This is a genomic window from Photobacterium malacitanum (assembly GCF_900185615.1).
Lineage (GTDB): Bacteria > Pseudomonadota > Gammaproteobacteria > Enterobacterales > Vibrionaceae > Photobacterium > Photobacterium malacitanum.
Map to the genome: position 1 here is coordinate 117,175 of NZ_FYAK01000004.1, position 22,057 is coordinate 139,231.

1 protein-coding gene is annotated in these 22,057 nt (G+C 42.0%); it reads right to left on the reverse strand.

All coding sequences use genetic code 11. From position 1 onward, the window contains the following. Window positions 1-335 precede the first annotated feature (335 nt). Window positions 336-22,007, reverse strand: a complete 21,672-nt coding sequence (locus PMAL9190_RS11650) for a GEVED domain-containing protein (protein WP_087845349.1) — start codon at window positions 22,005-22,007, stop codon at window positions 336-338. Window positions 22,008-22,057 lie beyond the last annotated feature (50 nt).

The following is a 22,057-nucleotide window of genomic DNA, read 5'->3' on the forward strand; positions in this document are numbered from 1 at the left end:
TTAATAAAAGTAATTATCAGTGCAAAAAGAAACAGACAATGTAGAGTTCCATCGTTATAAAATTAACGAAATAAATTCGCTATAAAAATGCGTCGACTGAAATCATATTAACATCTGTATATTTTTATTTAGCAGGTTTCATGCCATATATTAGGTACAAATTTGACCTAAAGTTTTAACAACATAAAAAAATTATATTTAGAATGTAATTAAATTGCATTGCAAAACAAATATACTTTGAAATTTATGGCGAATTAAAAAACGATTATTATATAGAAACAATTAATATTCTTATTTTTAATAATTCCACGGCCGTTTTCTTATATTTGATATTTTTACTCAATGATAACACGGTAACTCACTTCGCCTTTTTGATTAGGTTGCAAACTACCTGTTAGTTGCCACTGAATATCACCACTAAATCCAGTATTATTTATTAGTGGCAATAATAGCTGGCAAACTAGCCCTGTCGGCATAACCGCATTAGCACAATCAATAGCTTCTGCTAATTGTGTATATGCTGAAGTGGTATCATAAATATTAATATCCGTTACGACTCCGGTACCAACATTAATAAATTCAATTGTATACACGAGAATATCACCAGGTTTAGCCTGATTAGATGCTGAAGCCGCTGTTGCTTGAGATATATTTGCCACCGTTTTATTCAGTTTTAATTCTCCAGCGCCACTGAAGCTTACTCGCACAGTATCACTATCAATAACTTGGCGCGTAATACCGTGGCCTGTGCTTGCCATATCAGCAAACACCATATCAGCGTAAATATCATAGTTATAACTTGCATTAAGTGGAGCATCGACAGGCGTAAGGACTTTACTCAGTAAACAAATATCGCTATTACCTGACACAGCAATAGATGCAGATATTTGGCTATCGCTACCATCAATAACGCCATTACAATTTGCATCTTGGTAAAGTACTGCCGCCCATGCTGTATTTGGTGGAGTGCCCATTGGATTAGCAATCGTCAAGGTTACATCCCCAGAGGTAGCACTAGTAAATTTATGCTTAAATAACGCAAAGTTACCCGGTTCAAGCTCAGTATAATTATCCGGCTCCATTCGCGGTTCTTGCACTTTACCGAAATTCAGTCCAGTCAAATAATCGCCCGCAGAAGCATTTATCAACATCTGACTGTCAATAACGCTGCTATTAGTAACTTGTGACAACGTAGCAACATCAGCCTCACTAATATCAATCCAACGCGCTTGTTTGACGACATTTAGCACAAGATCTTCATTCGCTAACAAGACAGGAATTACAACCAGATAAGATCCATCACCAGAGGTTTGTGTCGTAGCAATAATATCGCCGACAGCATAACTATGAATACCTGCACCGTTGTAAATCGCATTAACGGTGACATTACCTATTCCCTGCTCTTGGCCATCGATAACACCATCATGTGCCGCCGTTGCTGCACCAATACCATTATCTTCAAACACTAGCCCACTCAATATAATCTGATTGATAAGTTCAAATTGATAATCTTCTACTTCTCCATCAACAGCTTCACCGATAGCAGTATTACAACTTGAGGCCGTACTACATAATCGGAAACGTGCAACTGTATCACCGTTATATCCAGCCGTTAATCCTGCATCAAGATTGAGATCAATGTTAAAGCTAGTAGCATTAACAATATGATCTTCTACAATAAGCTCTCCAGGATCATTAAAGTTACCATTACCATTTAAATCGATAAATATATTTAGGAAACCACTGGCTTGTGGTACTGATATCGCAACAGGTGTCAAGGTCGCAACCGTGATACTCGTCGGCATAATGACTCCATCTTCATCATTTAAGCCTTGTAAATTATCCCCTGTAGCATCAAGAGAGAACACACTGACAAGCTCAGTGTCCCATTGATTACCTAGCGTTAAATCTTGATCACCATCAAAAGCAGCATCGCCATCGTTACCTGCATCTGAATAATTATGATAAGCAACACCATAACTGCTCGCTGCGTCACCATAATCTCGGCTGCTATAACAACCTGCAGCATCTTGACCCGATAGACTGGTTGCTGTCATAGCTGAGATATACAACAAATCACCAGTAATAACATTGAGTTGATATATCGCCGCTTTATTGATCACGTCATGAGTATTGTCACCTGTGGTGTCATGATTACCGCCATCAGTAAAGGCATAGAGCATTATGCCATTATCCATTACGGTACCTCCTGCGACGGCGGCTCCCGCATTAGTCACTGGCATTAAGCCATTAAACTGTATGATTTTCTCTGTCACATCACCGGTTAATGGGTTGATTTTTAAATATTTATTATTTGAAAAATCAATACTGTAAATAAAGTTATCATGCTCACTAAATGAGAAGTCATCCCCTAACGTCACCGCAGCAGAAAGAGATATTGTTGTAAATGTTTGAGTACTGAGTTCAATGCGCACCAATACGTTCCACTGTGGCTGCATCACATACAAATACTGACCATCAATCGATACATCACCAAGTGTAATAGCCTCTAGATTTGCCCCACCGCCAGTGCGTGATAATGTCTGGTTATCACTAAACGACGCACTACCATTTGCTGCATGCGTCACAGTTTGCGAATTATTAGCGCGTACTTCACCTAGTGGCACAAAATCAGTGCCATCACGATCGGTGACAAATAAGATAACATCTTCATCAGCAGTAGATGTGTCGTAGAACACACCATAAAACAAGCCATTTTGACGATTAAAGCCAATACCATTTATATTTTCAGCATCAGGATAACCAGCTACAGCTATTGGGGTAACTAATGTGGTTAATTGCGCAGGACTCGTCGATGGGTCTAGCTCTGTATAGTCAATGCCATTACTGGTATTTTCATGAGTATCAATGACAATATTACAACTGGTATCACCATTTAGATTTGAAACAAAAACCCGATGATCTTCAACTTCACCGTCAGCAGCAGGTCCTGTTGGATCTGGGTAACCATCATTATTGGAGTCTAAAGCGACATTGGTTGTTGAATTAAAGTCAGAACTGATACGAAGCCGATAGCCTGTCACACTATTGCTAATATTTGCGCCCGTCGTACCAACATTATTCCAAGTTAAGGTTACGGTTGAACCACCGCTCGGGGCTATTATCCAAGCACTTTCATCATTTTCAAAGGTGCCATTATTATCAAAGTCGACCCAACCAGAAACATAAGCGTCATTACCGGTGGTATTTGTAATCGGAATAACTTGAGTAACTGTTGTATTAGAAACATCTAAGGTCACTAAACTCGATAGAACATCTTCATCATCCATTGCCAAACCGTTATCATCATCGCCAACAAAATCAATATTTGGTTGACCATCATTTTCATTATCAGGCGCAACAGCACCTAAATATAGCCCAACAGTATCGGTTAAATGACGCGGGCCATTTGTCATTAAGGTTGTCGTATAGCCTTTTATTTCTGGTGCGTCACCAAAATCTAATGGCATAGGTGCAAATCGACAACGCGCACCATCATTTTGGCCTGTCGATGCATTCATCTGAGTAAAATTGACTGCAGTATAATTACCCGCCGTTAATGAAGGATCTGAAAGATCAATACGAATAATACGGCCAGGATTAGGGTTTTGAGCCGCATACATAAAGCCTTGGTCATCAAAATAAATCGCCCCCCATCCTGAAGAGGTTGTGCCAACAGTACCCACGCTACCAAGATTGGTTCTCGTCCCTGTTACTGGATCAAACTTCACTAAACTCCCGGTCGGTGTTAACGTATAGAGCATGTTATCAATTGGATTGATTGACATATCTGCCATCGTTGGCGCAGAGACTGATAATTCATCAATTTGACGCAGGTAATTAACACTATTTGGATTAACATCAATACGATACATTGATGTACCACTGCTATTCATCAGCAATAGCACTCCATTATCGTCAATATCACCACTGTTATAGTTATTTAATGCCATGCTACTATCGGTTATTGGTAGAACAAATGCTGTACCACTACCATCGACCATTAATACGGTATCTTTATTCTTAATATTGTCGCCAATAAGCGTATTGGTAATAAAGTTATACCCTGTTCCTCCAAATACGCCTGTTGCTGTTGGTAACACATCATCATACAAGGGGGTTACTTGGCCTAACGCTAAATTAATACTGGTGATATCTGTTGGTGAATTACGTAATAAATAGCCATCACTACTGCAGGTTGGGTAAGCCGAAATTGCAAAGTCTGCAAAATTAACATCTGTCGTATCAGTGAATATGGTCAGCGCCTGCATATTAGAAGAGCTTGAATGTATGTTTGCTGGATCACCTATTGTAGCACCAACATATTCACCGAGAGTGGTGTCTAATACACCTGCCGTTGGTGGGCACGTTGGCGTAACGAGATCCGTTTCAAGTGCAGCCTCATAAATATGATAATTACCCCCAGGTATAACCATATTGTATTCACCAGTCGTTGCATCTGCTGTTGCTACATAACACTGATTAGTTGCTAAGTTATGCGCAATAACAGGAACAGCAACGCCTAATCCTGCTTCCGTGGGATCTTTTATTCCATTGAGTGTCGGTGCAGTACTGCTGTCGTCAAATACAAACCCTGATAAATTAAAGCTACATAAAGCAGGTGCTGTTGGTAATGGTGCAGCCATTGTTACACCACCATCACCGCCTTCATCACCACACAATAGCTGGCCGCTACAACTTTCATTACCACCACTAATATTGACGGTTGCACCACTGCTATTAAAAATAACCCCACCACCGCCACCAGCAGCAGATTGACCATGACCACCAGAAGAGCCAACCCCATTACCACCGATAGCATTAACAGTGAGCCCAGTTAGCGTAGCGCCATCTTGGTTATAAATAACCACTGTACCACCAGCACCACCGCCACCCGGAGAATCTCCGCCAGCTACTGCTGATTGATTACCATTAGCATTAATCGTTCCGCTGCCTGTAATTGTTGTGGCATTGATATAAACAATACCGCCACCATCGGCACCATCACGACCCGCTGAATTGTTTTGCTGCCCAGCGCCGCCACCGCCACCAAAGAGTAATCGAGTATCATCAACCAAGCCCAAACCCGTTCCAGGTTCTCCGGCGTAATAACTCAATGAATTTGAATATCTGCCACCTCTACCACCTGGGCCGATATTTGCACCACCACCACCACCAGAATTAAAATTACCGCCGCCGCCAGCATTTGCTGGCGCACCAATACCATAATCACCATTAGGATAACCATTGCCACCAAGTGCAGCAGGTGTGCCGGCAATACCTTCACCTTTACCACCATCGATATTTGATGCTGACAACACATAATTAAGACCGGTTGCGATACCATTACTGGTGTTTAATTTACCGCCTCTAAAGCCTTTACCGTTAACATCAATCGTATTGCCATTGAGATCTAAACTGCCATTAACAAACAGTGAAACAATACCACCACTACTACCATTCCAGTCGGCTGCGGTGATTGTGCCAATAAGACGCACGTCTTCATACATTGGCACTCGCACAACTTGATAACTGCTTTGGCTATCAACCACAAAACTATTGGTCAGGTTTTCACTGATCACTAACGTTGGGGCGTTATAACTCACAACGGTTGCTAATTCATATTGACCGCTATTACCGTAATTAATCCAACCACTGCCATACCCCCCCACTTGACCGCTACCATAACTATCAGTATTTGACGTATCTAGAGTCGTATTCTGAATTTGAATGATCATAATCCGATCACCCGAATTTAAGGTTTTCGAGGTATCTCCTGTTGCAGCACCTAGTTCGATCGTGTTTGTTCCTGTCAACGCTGAGGCGGTGGCTGGATAATAAGTATTGACCACACCTGTAATATCAATTGGTGTACCCGTTTCACCTTCTATATTGGCAGTATTGATACATTGGCTAGCAACAACCGCTGGAGAAATTGGCTGAATAGGCCCTTTAAGAATTGGAATTTGATGATCTTCAACCTCACCATTGATAGCAGTACCGTTATAATCTGCCATGGTGAGAGTTTCAGACGTAATACGTAAACGAAGATAGGTTTGAGTTGCTGTTGTGCTGGTATTTATCGCCGTAAAGACTAAAGTTGCGCTGCCCTCTGTTACTGCATCAGCATCCACACAAGGAGCTTGACTAAACTCACCACTATCAGCAAAATCACCATCGGCATTGAAATCTCCCCATCCATATACATTTGCCCCAATATCAACGCTACCAGTGTGATCATTACAACTGACAAGTTGAGTAAATGAGGTCGCGCCTTGAGATAAGAAGCCCACAGTGGCAATCGCATCCTCATCAGCATTATCAGTAATATCATCATCGGTGGCATCATAGTTATCATCAATACCATCGCCAAAACCATCATCATCAGTATCAGCTAACATCGCCCCTAAACGCAAGGTGGTGTTACCCATTCGGTGACGTGCGCCATTTGCTGTAAATAAAGTGTCATAACCTAAGGTTTGTGGAGCATCACCATAGTCATAGCCAACATCCAATAGAATACGATGATCTTCAACCTCACCATCATTAGCCACACCATGAGGAGTTGAACATTGGGTGGTGGTTGAACAAATACGGATTCGAGCATAACTGCCGCCATCTAATACATCCGTCGGCGTTGTGAAGTTCAGTATTATATCGGTATTGTCATCCGCCGCTGTTATTGCAACGGGCGTAGCAGCTTCAGTGCTTAAATCAAACTGACCATCACGATCGAAATCTACCCATGCATAAACAGTAGCATCAACATCCGTATTAACGTGAACGGTTAGGGTTTCATTACTTCCTGGGGCTGCCAATAATGTTGTACTACTAACGATACTGTCTTCGTCATCAACACCCGCTACATCATCATCTTGTGCAAGGCCATTATCATCAACCCCATCAACAAAACCATTGGCTTCAGTATCTGTAGCGTTAGTTCCAAGATAAATCGATGCGGTAGGTATATGCATCGGTCCTATTCCTTCGCCATCAGCATCAGAGCGATCGGTACCATAAGTATCAGGTGCATCACCAAGATCAAATGTTCCCATTACCACTAAATGATCTTCAACTTCACCATCGCTTGCAATACCTCCTGTTGATGTCGCAGAAATAGCATCGGTGGTAATTCGAACTCGAGCATAGGTCACACCAGCTGTTAAGCCTGTTAATCCGGTCCAATTAAAGCTGTATTGCCCTTCACTTACACCATCAGCCACAGTGGTTACTTGAGCTTCATCAGAATCAAATTGACCACTCCTATCAAAATCAACCCACACAATTAAATTCGCCATTGCGCCTGAGTTATTGGTTGCTTCTACCGTTAAGCTGTAATCACTAGCATTAATATTGATTGGCGAAATAACATTAATACCATCTTCATCATCTGGTGACGCTTGGTTATCATCGCCATTAGCAAGCACAGATGGCATTGCATCAGATTCAAAATCACTGGCTTGATCACCAACAAATAACACCCCAGCGTCAAAGTGGAATGGACCACCATTACCTGCCAAAGTGCCATAACTGTCAGGCGCATCGCCATAATCAACATTATCAGAAACCGTCAGCGCATAATCTTCCACTTCGCCATTAGTCGCTTCCCCTATTGGCGAGCTACAATCTGTGGTTGTATTACACACTCTAAAACGCATATAAATCGTATCACTACTGGTTAATGAAGCTGGTACCGTCCATGTTAATACCTTGACCTCATTCACATCACCGTCACTAACGACTGCGGTTTGTAATTCTGATGCTTCCAGATCGCCATTAAGATTCCAATCCGCCCAACCATAAACAGTACCGTCTGTACCTGTAGTATTGGTGGTATTTATTCGAATTGAATACTGCGTCGCTGTACTGGATAATGGTAAAATTTCAATTCCATCATCACTGTCACCATTGGCTGCAATCGTTGCAAATGCATCGGTTTCACCATCAGGTGGCGTACCTAAATAAATGGGCTGACTAATATCATGACGTGGGCCATCAAATTGATAAGCCGTAATATAATTGCCATTACTGACACCAGTACCGGTATCAGGTAGATCACCAAAGTCGAGCTCTATATTTGAGCAGCTATTATTAACGTTGGCGGAATCTGCTAACCAATTATTTCGACCATTAAAGGCACTTGCGTCCTCGTAGTAGTCATAGACAAAGTCCATTAAATCTTGATAAGCCGATAAATTATACGAGAGATAATTAGGAGTGAAATAGAATTGGCGCTCACCAGAGCCAATCCATGGGCCTACATGTGAACGAGGGTATGCATAACCTCCGGTAGAGGTTGGCGCGTAAGGAATAAGCCATGCCATCGCATCGACATTATTACAAGAACCAGCCACTTCAGGTAAGGTATAAATCACACTTCGATGATCAATACCGACAATGGTGGATAATGATTTCGTCGTATCAACTAAATCCTGAGTTGATAATCCGCCAGGGCCATCTGATGGATGGAAACGAGGTAAATATCTAGCGCCTGTGTATTCTGCAAAACCGGTAGCGCTGGTACCTGGGAAACCCACTTGTTGCCCCATGTAAGCGTTAATTCTGGTCGAGGTGGCGTCAGCAAATCTATCACCTTCAACAATAGAGAGTAATACGCCGCCCTGATTACGGTAGGCGAGTAAGGCATCAATTTCTGCCATTGAATCAGTACTTATTGCACCTGCGCGATCTGATTGATAAAGAACAAATTGATAATCAGCTAAGGTAAAGTCAGTAACAATATTATCGTTTGGAACCAAAGTTTCGTAGCTTACATAACCTACACCATAATTATGCTCCATTAAGGCCACGGTATTATTAGCCGTATTTGGTAGCGTGTATTGGAAGGTGCCTGAACTTTGTTGGATCAACATATGGAAGGTCACTTTATGGAAATGATCTTCAATTTCACCATCCGTTGCAGCACCATATGAGCGCTCATCAATCAAAGTCGCACTATCATCAATAAGGGTATCGGTTGTTAGCCGTAATCTGATGTAGGTATCACCAATATCTCCACCAGTACCTGCCGATAAATTATTCCATGTTAAAGATACGTTCTGATTACTCGTGCCATTTGCAACCGCCGCACTGGTATATTCATCCAACTGGAATTCGCCATCGCGATCATGATCAACCCATGCATGCAAAGTAGCTGCTGCCCCAATGGTATTGGTCACAAGAGTATTAAATGTCCATGTTGTCATTGATGGTGAGAGTACAGGGAAGTTAGGCGGCGTTTCATCTGCCGTCTCATTATTATCATCATTTAGCGCATCTGTACTTGGCTGACCATTAATATCAGCATCAGCCATGAGGTTACCAATATACAACGCAGATGACGGCACATGATTCGCGCCATTATTAGCAGCAACAGTATGATAGCTATCAGGCGCATCGCCCCAATCTTGGTTCGTTAATAGCGTAATTCTAAAGTCTTCAACTTCACCAGCAGATGCCATTCCACCAATACTAGTATGCGTAAAGCCATCACTGGTTGGCATTAACCGTGCTCGACCAAAATAATACCCTGCCGTTGGCGAAATACCATTCCATGTCGACGTTTGTACTTGATAACTACTACTTGGAGAGACAGTAACTGATTGGGCTTCTGTGCTATCAAATTCACCACTGCGATCCCAGTCTATCCAGACGATTAAATCAGCATCAGCACCAATATTATTAAGTACATTAGCATCTAGAGTATAAGTCGTTGATGCTGCTGTTAACCCAGAGAGCGTTAAGCCATTTTCATCATTGGTTGCTGTTATATCGTCTAAAGTCGCATTGTCACTGGCTTGCGCATCTTCGCCATCTGTCGCTGAAGTACCAATACGTAAAATAGTACTGGTTGGATGTAACGGTCCACCATCAGCAAAGCGAACACCATAACTGGTTGGCGCATCACCACCATCGTAATAAATATTGTTACTTAATAGATAATGATCCTCCACTTCACCATTTGTCGCACCACCATATGAACGCGGATCTTCAGTAGTACCCGTTACAGTATCGACTAGTAAATCAGAGCTAATACGTACCCGTAAATAGCGATCAACATTGGCAGCTAAACCTGGGGTTGATAACCAATTTAGCGCGACGGCTTTATTGACCGTTCCTGTTGGCACTATCACAGCACCTCCAATTGCGGCACCATTACCTACAAATTCATCACGATCAAAACGACCATTACCATCAAAATCAATCCAAGCATAGATATAGCTATCACTGCCAGTATTATTGGTCACCATTGCGTTAGCACTATAACGTCCTTGGCGAGTGGTAAGTGGCGGTAATACCATTCCATCTTCGTCATCATTTAACATGGTATCATCACCGCTTGCTTGCAAGGCAATGGTTGCTAGCGCATCAGACTCGGCATCAGGTAAGCTGCCTAAGAACAAATTACTGTCAATACCATGGAAAGGACCATTGTCTGATTGGGTAGTACGATAATTATTCGCCCCCACATTTATCGCTTCATCAGGTGCATCGCCATAATCAAATTCACCGATATAAACCATGTAGTCTTCAACTTCACCATCCAGTGCTTGTCCACCCCAATCAGCGGCAGTTAATTCTGTTTGGCTACTTAATCTAATCCGCAGTGCCATAGCACCATTGGTTAAACCGCTAAGCCCTGTCCAGCGTAATTGTGCCGTTTTATTACCATTAAAATAAGGAATATTGTTCGAACTAAAACTAACGGGGGTAGTGGCATCATAATCAATAGTTGAAACAACCTCTGCTGCACTAAACTCACCATCTTGATCAGTATCTAACCATGCAATAAGCGTGGCTGGTTGCCCTGCTAAGCGAGAGTTTTTAAAGCTCACTGTGACAGTGTAATCAGAAGCTGATGTGGCAATATTTGCTAACGGCTGTGGCAAACCATTTTCATCATCACTGCCATTTAAATCGTCACTTAATGCATCACTACTTGGTATGCCATCACTATCAGCATCAATAGTTGCAGTGCCTAAATAGACCGTGCTTTTATAACCTAAACCATGATGAGCACCATTGTTTACGGTTGTCGTTTTATAATCATCTGGCGCATCACCATAATCTTGATCGCCAATATAAATTCGGTGATCTTCCACCTCACCATCACTGGCACCAAACAGCGAACGGGTATCTTCAGCAGCGGCGCTATTTTGGTTCTCAAGGCTATCGGTGGTTAATCTAAACCGAGCGACTGCAAACCCTGCTGCAATGCCAGGAAAACTGCTCCAATCTAGATTTACATCGCCATGGGTGCCATCAGCAACAGTAATTTGTGCTACTTCATCAGACCCAAATTGACCATTACGATCCCAATCAATCCAGCCATATAAATACGCGTCTTTGCCGGTATTATTGGTCACTTTAACCGTTGCGGTGTAACTCGTTGGCACGGGTGAATTATCAAGTCCGCGTAATATAACTCCGTCTTCGTCATCCGTTGCGGTGTTATCATCACCATCGGCATAGGTATTAGCACTACTTGGATTAGCATTATTTTCACTGTCAGGTGCAGCCCCTCCCATATAAAGATCGCTGCTGATCACATGGTATGGGCCATGATCTTCGCGGCGAGAACGGTAGTCTCCGGCACCTGTGGCTGTATTTGCTGCGCTATCTTCAGCATCACCAAAGTCTAAATCGCCAATATAAATAACATGATCTTCTACTTCACCATTTTCAGCAGGTCCTCCCCAATCATTGGCGGTAAGCACTGAATTTGTTAAACGTAAGCGCATATAAGTACGACCAGTATTTAAACTCGAAAAACCACTCCAAGTTAATTCAGTCGTCGGTGTTGCTTGGCTACTGGTATTTGTGCCTGACGAAATCGCACTTAATTCAGCAAACTCATTTGGACCATCAAAGCGGCCATCTTGGTTTAAATCTATCCAGCCATACAAATTGGCATCTTGACCAGTCGCATTATTGATCGGCACACCTAATGTATAACTGCTACTCGCTGAAGAAAGAATTGGGAACGGTGTGAGATCATCGGCATTTTCATCATCTTTACCGTCGTTATCATCACCCGAGGCAGTCGATGTTGGTTGGCCATCTTGATCATGAGTATCATCATGAGTTGCATCACGAATATAAAGGGAGGCGTGGTTTTGAACATGGTACGGACCGCCACTGCTATACAGCGTATGATAACTATTTGGTGCATCACCGCCATCATAGGTATCAACACGTACATAATAATCTTCGACTTCACCATCGCTAGCACCACCCAAAGATCGAGGATCTTCATTAACCGTATTAATTTGAGTGTCTGCTAATATATCTGTGGTAAAACGTACTCGTATATAAACATCGGTATTGGTCGCAATGCCAGGAAAGCTGGTCCAATTTAAATTGGTCACAATATTGGTGCTACCGCTATTAATATCTGTCGGTAGACCAGTATTACCACCATAAAACTCATCACGATCAAAACGACCATTACGATCAAAATCTATCCACGCGTAAAGATAAGCCGTTTTTCCTGTGTTATTTGTTAACGTAACAGGTAAAGAATACTCGGTATTGGTGTTATTTAATGGCACCACAAAGACACCATCTTCATCTGCGCCTGTTATGTCATCACCGAGTGCAAATGCTGTTGTTGGATCGTTTGCATCAGCTTCTGTATCTACGGTTGTACCAAGGAAAATCGTATTAGTTACACCGTGGTAAGCACCATTATCACTTAATGTGGTTCGGTAATTATTAGCCGCAACGCCAACCGCAGTATCTTTTGCATCACCAAAATCAAATTGGCCGACATACACAATATAATCTTCAACCTCCCCCCCTTGTGCAATGCCACCCCAATCATTTGCTGTTAACGAACTATTAGCAACACGAATTCGCAGCCCCATAGTACCTTGCTGCAAGCCACTAATATTATTCCATTTTAGAGTCACTTTATTCGTTAGATTATTATTGCCTGTTGGGAAATTATCTTGATTAAAGATGGCATTAGTAAACGGTATTCCGGTCGTAGCGACATTTAATTCATCTACAACCTCATTAGCAGTAAAAAAACCATCTTGATTATGATCTAACCATGCAACTAATGTCGCCATAGACCCAGAGGCATTAGTAACAGCTACATCAACACTGTATTCTGTAATTGACGTTGCTACAGTCGCTAGCGGTTGTTCAATACCATTTTCATCATCATTACCACTATTGTCATCCCCCATTGCCGCCGCATCAACGTAAGCTTGGTCATCATCATCAATATTATTAGCCCCCATATAAAGGCTGCTGACATAATAGTGTGCCGGACCGCCACTCGTCGGCAAGGTTAAATAGGTATTCGGAAGATCGCCAAAATCAGTATTTTCTGCAGTAATAAAGTAATCTTCGACCTCACCGTCTTTGGCGGCACCTAATGAGCGTTCATCAATAGCCGCTGATGCATCACCATCAATAAGTACTTCTGAAGTAACGCGCAAACGCACGCCATAAGTACGCGCATCAACTAATGCGGTATCGGTGATAAAACTGACGTTATAGGTTTCTTTTCCTGAATTAGGTGCAATAGTAATCATGCCATTGGTAATAGCTTGCACCACACCACTACTATTAACTGCTGCTTGGGCTATTTCATCATTCTCAAAACTGCCGTCACGATCCCAATCAATCCACGCATATAAATACCCCACTTGATCAGTATTATTGGTTACTGAAATCAGCGTATTAAATTGATCACCAGCATCAAGATCAGGTAATGGAATATCAGCTAATGCATTTTCATCATCAATAACCTCAGCATCATCACCATCAGCGGTTGGCGTTTGTGGTGTTGGTCCATCAACATCAGGTGCAACATCACCAAGATAGAGCCCACTCAATGCCGCAACATTATGATAAGGGCCGCCATAAGTTAGATTAGTTTGGTAATTATTGGCCGCAGTTCCCGTTGAGGTATCAGGTAAATCACCGAGATCTTGACCACCAATTTGAATCATAAAGTCTTCAACTTCACCATCAGAGGCACCGCCACCAACATCTGTTTCGGTGATTGGATCTGTGGTTAAACGGAAGCGAATATAACTATTACCAACGGATAAGTTTTGCATCTGATTCGCATCAAATGCATAGGTATAAGCCCCGTTTTGTCCTGTTGAAATAACATCAACCCGCCCTTCTATCTCATCAAATACACCATTACGGTTACTGTCTATCCAGCCGGCTAAATACGCATCGTTTCCAGTTGTATTCCTTACTATTAATTCTAATTGATGACTGGCACCATTTACCGGAATAGATGTTAATGGTTGAGTGGTTGCATTTTCATCATTACTGCCATCATTATCGTCTCCTAAGGCATCACTCGATGAAAAGATACGACTATCACCATCAATGGTGGCGTTACCTAAATGCAAATTGGTTGCATTGGTAATAATATGATGAGGGCCACCTAATAAAGGATCAACAAGGTAAGTTGAAGGAGCATCGCCTTGATCTTGTAGGCCAAAGAAAATGCTATGATCTTCAATCTCACCTCCAGCCTCACCACCTAATGATGAGATATCACTAATTTGAGTCACAAGACGGTTGGTTAATCGCAATCGAATAAACGATGTGGTGTTATTTGTAATTGAGGGTAATGAGGTCCATTCCAGTTCAACTGGCGTATTGGTTGCGCCCGTTGAAACCACAGCCAATTGGCCTTCACTATCTTCAAATTTACCGTTACGGTTAAAATCGATCCAAGCGGCCAATGTTGCATCACTACCAGTAATATTGGTCACAGGCACAGTAGCTTTGTAGGTCGTCATCGAATTAAATAACGGTGGCAGAATAATCGGACCTTCGTCATCAATAGCATCATCGTCATCTGCTGTGGCTGTTGCATTTTGTAAAGTGCCGTCATCAGTATCAGGGGCAGTATTACCAATATATAATCCAGCAATAGTAAGATGATAAGGACCAAAGAATTCATAACGAGTCTGGTAGTTATTTGCAGCCATTGCTGATGATGTATCTGGCGCATCACCAAAATCAGGATCACCCACATAGATAAAGTGATCTTCTACTTCACCATTTTCCGCAAAGCCTCCCCATTGAGCCGCGGTCAGTTTTTCTGAGGTTAAACGTAAACGCAACCCCATATTGCCTATTTTCTGACCGTTAATATTATTCCAAGTTAAGGTTGTTGTCGGTGAAGTTTGCCCTGAAGTGTTAGTACCATTAACAATATCTTCTAATGCCACAAACTCATTAGCGTCATCAAAATCACCATCTTGATTGAGATCTAACCATCCATAAAGATGGGCATTAACGCCTGTACCATTATATAAAGGTACTGCTAATGTGTAGCTTGTATCTGTTAAGGTCAAAATTGGGAACGGTGTTAACTCATCACCATTTTCATCATCACTACCATCATTATCATCACCATTAGCTGCTGCGGTTGGCTGACCATTTTGATCATGAACATCATCATGAGTGGCACTACGAATATAGAGTTGAATATTTGTATGATAGTGTGCCGGACCACCGTTGTTATAACTGGTATGGAATGATTCAGGTAAATCACCACCATCATAAGTATCTATTCGTAAATAATGATCTTCTACTTCACCGTCACTCACACCACCATAAGAACGAGGATCTTCAGCCGTTCCCGTTACAGCATCACTTAATAGATCGGTTGTTAGACGTACTCGAACATAAACATCAGTGTTCGTCGCCATCCCCGGAAATTGAGTCCAATTAATATTTTCAACCCAATTAGTAACACCACTACTGACGGTAATTGGCACACCAGCAGCGCCACCTGCAAACTCATCACGATCAAAATGACCATTGCGGTCAAAATCAATCCATGCATATAAATAAGCGTCATTACCAGTATTATTTGTCACAGTGGAACGAATGCTGTAACTCGTCTGCGATGTGTGTAGCGGCATAATATAAACGCCATCTTCATCATCACCATTAGCATCGTTATCGTCACCTAATGCTTTAATTGCAGGTACGTTGGCATCATTTTCAGTATCAGGTGCGGCAGCACCGAGGTAGAGTTGACTCGATAATCCATGGTAAGCACCGTTATCATTAAAATTAGTACGGTAATTATTAGCACTGACGCCATTAGCAGTATCTGGTGCATCACCAAAATCAAAGTCACCAATAAATATTTGATGATCTTCTACTTCACCATTGAGGGCCATTCCCCCCCAATCATCTTTGGTTAAAATATCATTGGTAATACGCAATCGAACATAAGTACTGCCTTGCGCTTGTCCTGAAAAATTATCCCAAGTCAGAGTAGTAGTGGGTGTTGCTTGATTTGAAGTATTAGTACTATTGGCAATGGATTCAAGTGCAGCAAATTCACCGTCGTCATCAAAACGACCATTTTTATTAAAATCAATCCAACCGTACAAATTGGCATTCACACCAGTGCCATTATAAAGTGGAACACCTAATGTATATGTGGTGTCAGTGAGGCCGAGTAATGGAATTCGAGTTAAATCATCACTGTTCTCATCGTCACTACCATCAATATCATCACCATCAGCAGCATTGTTAGGTTGACCATCTAGATCATGAATATCGTCATGAGTCGCGTTGCGAATATAGAGGTTTGTATTGGTGTGATAATGCGAAGGACCATTACTGGTATATAACGTATGGTAGGTATCAGGTGCATCACCACCATCATAGGTATCAACCCGTAAATAATAATCTTCAACTTCACCATCAGTAGCGCTGCCATATGAACGCGGATCTTCTTGTGTGCCTGTCGCTGTATCTAGCAAATTATCGGTTGTTAGGCGTAACCGAATATAAACATCCGTATTAATCGCAATGCCTGGCAGACTATTCCAATTAATCGACACAGCACCATTGACCGTTCCAGCAGCCACAGTAATCGGAACCCCCGTTGCCCCACCTGCAAACTCATCACGATCAAAGCCTGTGGTACGATCAAAATCTATCCATGCATAAATATAAGCATCACTACTCGTCGTATTGGTTACTGTAACGGGAAGAGTATAGCTCGTCGCACTATTATGTAATGGAATTAACAATGCCCCATCTTCATCATCGCCGTTAGCATCAATATCATCACCATCAGCACGGTTTGCTGGATTATTAGCATCTTGCTCGGCATCTACTCCTGTACCAAAGAACAACTGATTATCAATTCCATGCCGCGGGCCATCATCACGTAACAATGTACGTTGGTTATTGGCTCCGACACCATTGACAGTATCTGGCGCATCACCAAAATCATAACTTCCGACCATAATATAATGATCTTCTACTTCGCCATCTGGCGCACTACCGCCCCAACCAATATTCGATAATCCGGCAGTTGTATAACGCAACCGCAGTGCTGCACGCCCTTCTGTTTGTCCGCTTATATTTGTAAAGGTTAGCGTTATTGGTGAAGTTGTTGTCGTTCCATGAGGTACTGTCACAACCGCATATTCTTCAGCTTCAAATTGATTATTTTGATTCCAATCTAACCAACCATAAAGATAAGCATCAGTACTGGTATTATTGCGCACAGGCACATAGACCGAATAGGTTGATGCCGTAACGGGTAAAATAGGGGTTGGAGAACTAAAGGCATTTTCATCAGAACTATCGGTAACATCATCGCCATCAGCATCCGTACTTGGTTGACCGTCGCCTTCAGTATCAATGGTGGCACTGCCAATATAAATATTGGTTTTATTACTTAAGCCATGATAAGGACCACCACTTAAGCCCAATGTTGCGAAGGTATCATCCAGATCACCAAAATCTTGATCGGCCACTTGCAACGCATAATCTTCCACCTCACCGCCATTAGCGTAACCATACGAGCGAGGATCCTCAACCGCACCGCTGACGCTGTCAGTCAATGGGGCTGCTGTTAGACGAGTGCGTAAATACACCGTTGAATTATTCGTTGGCGAACTGATGCTTGCCCACACTAATGATATTGCTGTTGCTGTAGTCCCATCTGCAACAATTAACGCACCGCCAGGACCACTACCGTTTGAAATAAACTCATCTCGATCAAATTCACCATCTCGGTTAGTGTCTAACCAAGCATATAAATAGCTCGAACTTCCGGTATTATTCGTCACCACGGCTTGCGCATTATACGCACTGGCACCACTGGTTAATGGCAATAACAATAAGCTATCTTCATCATCACTGACATCAATATTATCACCTGTTGCCGTAATATTTTGTAAGCCATCGATTTCAGTATCAGACGCTGTTATTCCTAAAAATAAGTTACTATCAATTGAGTGACGCGGACCATCATCTGCTAAGGTGGTTCGATAATTACCAGCACCAATGCCTACACCGGTATCTGGCGCATCACCAAAATCAGCACTGATAATAATTTCACCATAATCCTCCACTTCACCATCGATACTTGGTCCCGTTGGCTGATTACAATCACCAGTGGAACAAATTCTAAAGCGGGCATAGGTTTTACCTAAGATTGCAGCAGCGGGCGTACTAATGGTATAGGTTTGACTGCCAACAGTCGCACTGGTATCAGTAATTATTTGTTCGTTACTGTCTAGCCAATCCCCATCTTGGTTCCAATCAATCCAGCCATAAACATGAAAGGTTGACCCAGAATAACTGCTGTGTTTACCGACCGTCACCACAATGTCGCGATCACGATTTAACACATAAAATCCTGCGGCCGTTACTCCATCTTCATCAGCAACATCAACTAAATTATCACCATCTGCAGCAATATTTGGTTGACCGTCAATATCAGTATCAACAAACGCGCCCAAGAAGAAATCAGCATGAGTACCATTGCCACTGGTGGTAACGATATGACTAGCACCGCCTACCGTTCGACGGGTTGTATAGTCTCCTTTTGCTGTCAGTGAAGTGATGTCTGGTGCATCACCCCAGTCTTTATTATCAATATCCACCACCATATTAGCGCTAAATTCTGATGTATCTTGTAAATAAGTACCAGAGGATAACGTGGTGCGTTGGGCAATAACTGTAATTTGATCACCAACTGAAATGCCATTTACCGTTAATGTCTTATCAAATCCTGCTCCCGACATTGCAGTGAGGCTTCCTAAATAAACCGCCCCTTCACCAGCAGATACACCATCACCACCAATATCTCCGCTTCCCGCGTTGGCTTTATAGACTTCTAATGTGTATTCCCCAGTAGCACAAACATCCCCAATCACACGTAAATCATTATTATCAATAAAGGCATAATGAATAACAGGTCGAGCGAGGTTATTATTTGCCCCCGCTCCGGTATCATTAATACAATTATCATTATTAAGTGAGACACCACTGCCTGTGGTTGAATTGTGTAAATCAATACTGTTATCAACATTATTGTTAAAACTATTTTTGGTAATTAAAAAACCTTCAACATTCGTATTACCATCAATGGCAATGCCTGAATCACCATTATTATTTAAAATATTACATTCAATTATTGATAACTTACCGCTATGAATATCAATACCATCTTCAGCATTATTAATAATCGTATTACTAGTAAAGTTTTGAAGTAAATCTAGATTTGATGTATTAGCTTGATATATACCGTCGCCCGTCGCATTTTCTATTTGATTACCATTAATAGTTAAATAAGCTGGTGCTCCATATCGAATATTAATAACATGATAAGGGGTCGAAGTTGTCGATGTCGTACCTAACAATAAATTGTGTTGTAATTGCCAATTAATAGCTGCTGTTTGGCTATTTAATGAATTTAAACTTATATTATTGTGCGCCGTTTTAATGGCATTATTACGTATAATCCCGCTATTTCCATGCAGGGCACTATTTCCTGAATTTGCAATTCCAATACCAGCACACCCTGATGATGTACCGCAACTTTCTTGGCCGATTACCGCATCATTACCCGCGGGATCGATACCGATTAAATTATATTCAATAAGCGTGTCGGTAATACCGCCACTATAAACATTAATTCCTTGCGAGCCGCCGGTTAATGACAAATTTCTTATTGTGGTATTATCGGCATTAATAATAATAATTTCAGCACTGTATGCACTCGCATTAGTCGGTAAGTCTATTTGTAATTCAGGCTTAGCCAACGCAGCAATATTTTCGACATTACAAAGATGACTACTACCTACGGTTTGCGATGCGGCATAATCACCACTATTGGTATTAAGTACCGTTACGCCATCAGTATGGCTGTAAGCCTGACCATCTAGTGTGGTGTTAGCGCCATTAGTGCCAGTGATTGTGGTTAATGAAGATGTGGGCGAAATAACCCACCAATCGGCACTGGCATCGGCATCATTTGCTGCAACAGCTGGAACAAATCGCATATTATTTGCTCCCGCAATTGCGTTAGCATTAATAATAAATTGCTCTAACGAGCCTTGACCTGTTGTTGCCGTGTTCGTTACTACATTATAAGAAAAACCGAAATCAAGCAGGTTAACTGAGTTAGAATTAGCAGAAAATACAACCCGTGAAATATGTTCGCGCGCAGATAGATCTGCACTACTACTGGTATTGGCACGATCACCATCCCAACCACCATAACAGGCACCTGTTACAGCAATTGGAGTTGTATCAGCAACGCCATCCGCATTCGCATCACAATATCCGCTGACAAAAGTGCCATTTGCATTATCGGTTAACGCTGTGGTGTAGGTTTGCTCTGCTAATGCGGAACTGAAGGTTGGAGGATTAGGAGAAACAAAGTAGGTCACCCCTGGAATTTCAACAAAGGCATAATAGCCATCAGCATCCGTCGTCGTGGTTAAGGTTGGACCGCCATCAGCAGCATTAGGGATCATATCGCCATCATCAGTGTACAAATACACACTGACACCACTCACGCCTACTTTATCAGCTAAATCACTGTCTCCATTTACATCATCATAGATATAACCTGTGATATTTACACAGCCGACACAAAACTTATAATCTTCAACTTCACCAGCAGCAGATGATGCACCAAATGAACGCGTATCCTCAGCACTGCCTGTTGCTGTGGTGGTTAATTGTGTTTCGCTAATACGTACACGAGAATAATAGTAGCCATTAGCTGTTAGTTCAGCGAGAGAATTCCAAGTCAGTATTTGAGGTGTATCTTGTGAACCATCAACAACAATAAATTCATTACCGCTTCCAGTGCCACTGGTAAATAATTCATCGACATCAAACGTACCGCTATTATCAAAATCAATCCATGCATATAAATACGCATCAGCACCGGAAGTATTGGTCACGTTAGCGGTAATTGAATAATTTGCATCGGTATATTTTAAATTTGGAAATGTAACGCCATTTTCGTCATCAGCAGCGATGCCATAATAACTACTACCAGCATTAAGATCATCGGCTGTCGCATCAACATTGTGTAGCCCAGTACCATCATCATCAGGTAAAGTAGCACCAAGAAAAACCTCATAAGAGGATCTTAACGCGCGATGCGAGGGGCCATTATCAGCTTGCCGAGTCCGGTAGTTACCAGGTCCTGTGCCATTTGATGCATCAGGCGCGTCACCATAGTCTTGAAAATAAGGGATGTAATAGACATCCATGGTACCCCATGCTTCCCCCATTCCACTTACAAGAATATTGGCATTTACTGTAAACTGCTGTGGCAGAGAACCTATATTGGCGTTAGGGCGATTATAAGAAGTACGGCCAAGTTCACAAGGACGACCACCCGTGCCGCCTTCTACTTGGAAATGACGACCATTAAACCAAAAATCTGCACGATCATCGGCAGCCATTTCTCTGACTATTGCGTGACTAACTTGCACATCACCAAGATTATATGTTGATGATGCACTTGCTACATGGCAGGTACCACCAATGTAGTTATCACCTCTACGTCCAGCAAACACACGAAAGCACGCATACTGGCCACTACTAGCACATGATTCAAACTGACCTTGAGAAAAGCCACTATTACTCACAACATATGGTTGTTCTGCTGCAGCGGAAAAGCACAAGCAAGAAACATAAATAATAGAGAATGCTTTAATAATTTTATAATAAAGACGCATAAATATTGGCAACCTTACATGGCTTTATTTAATAAACAATCTCAACGTAG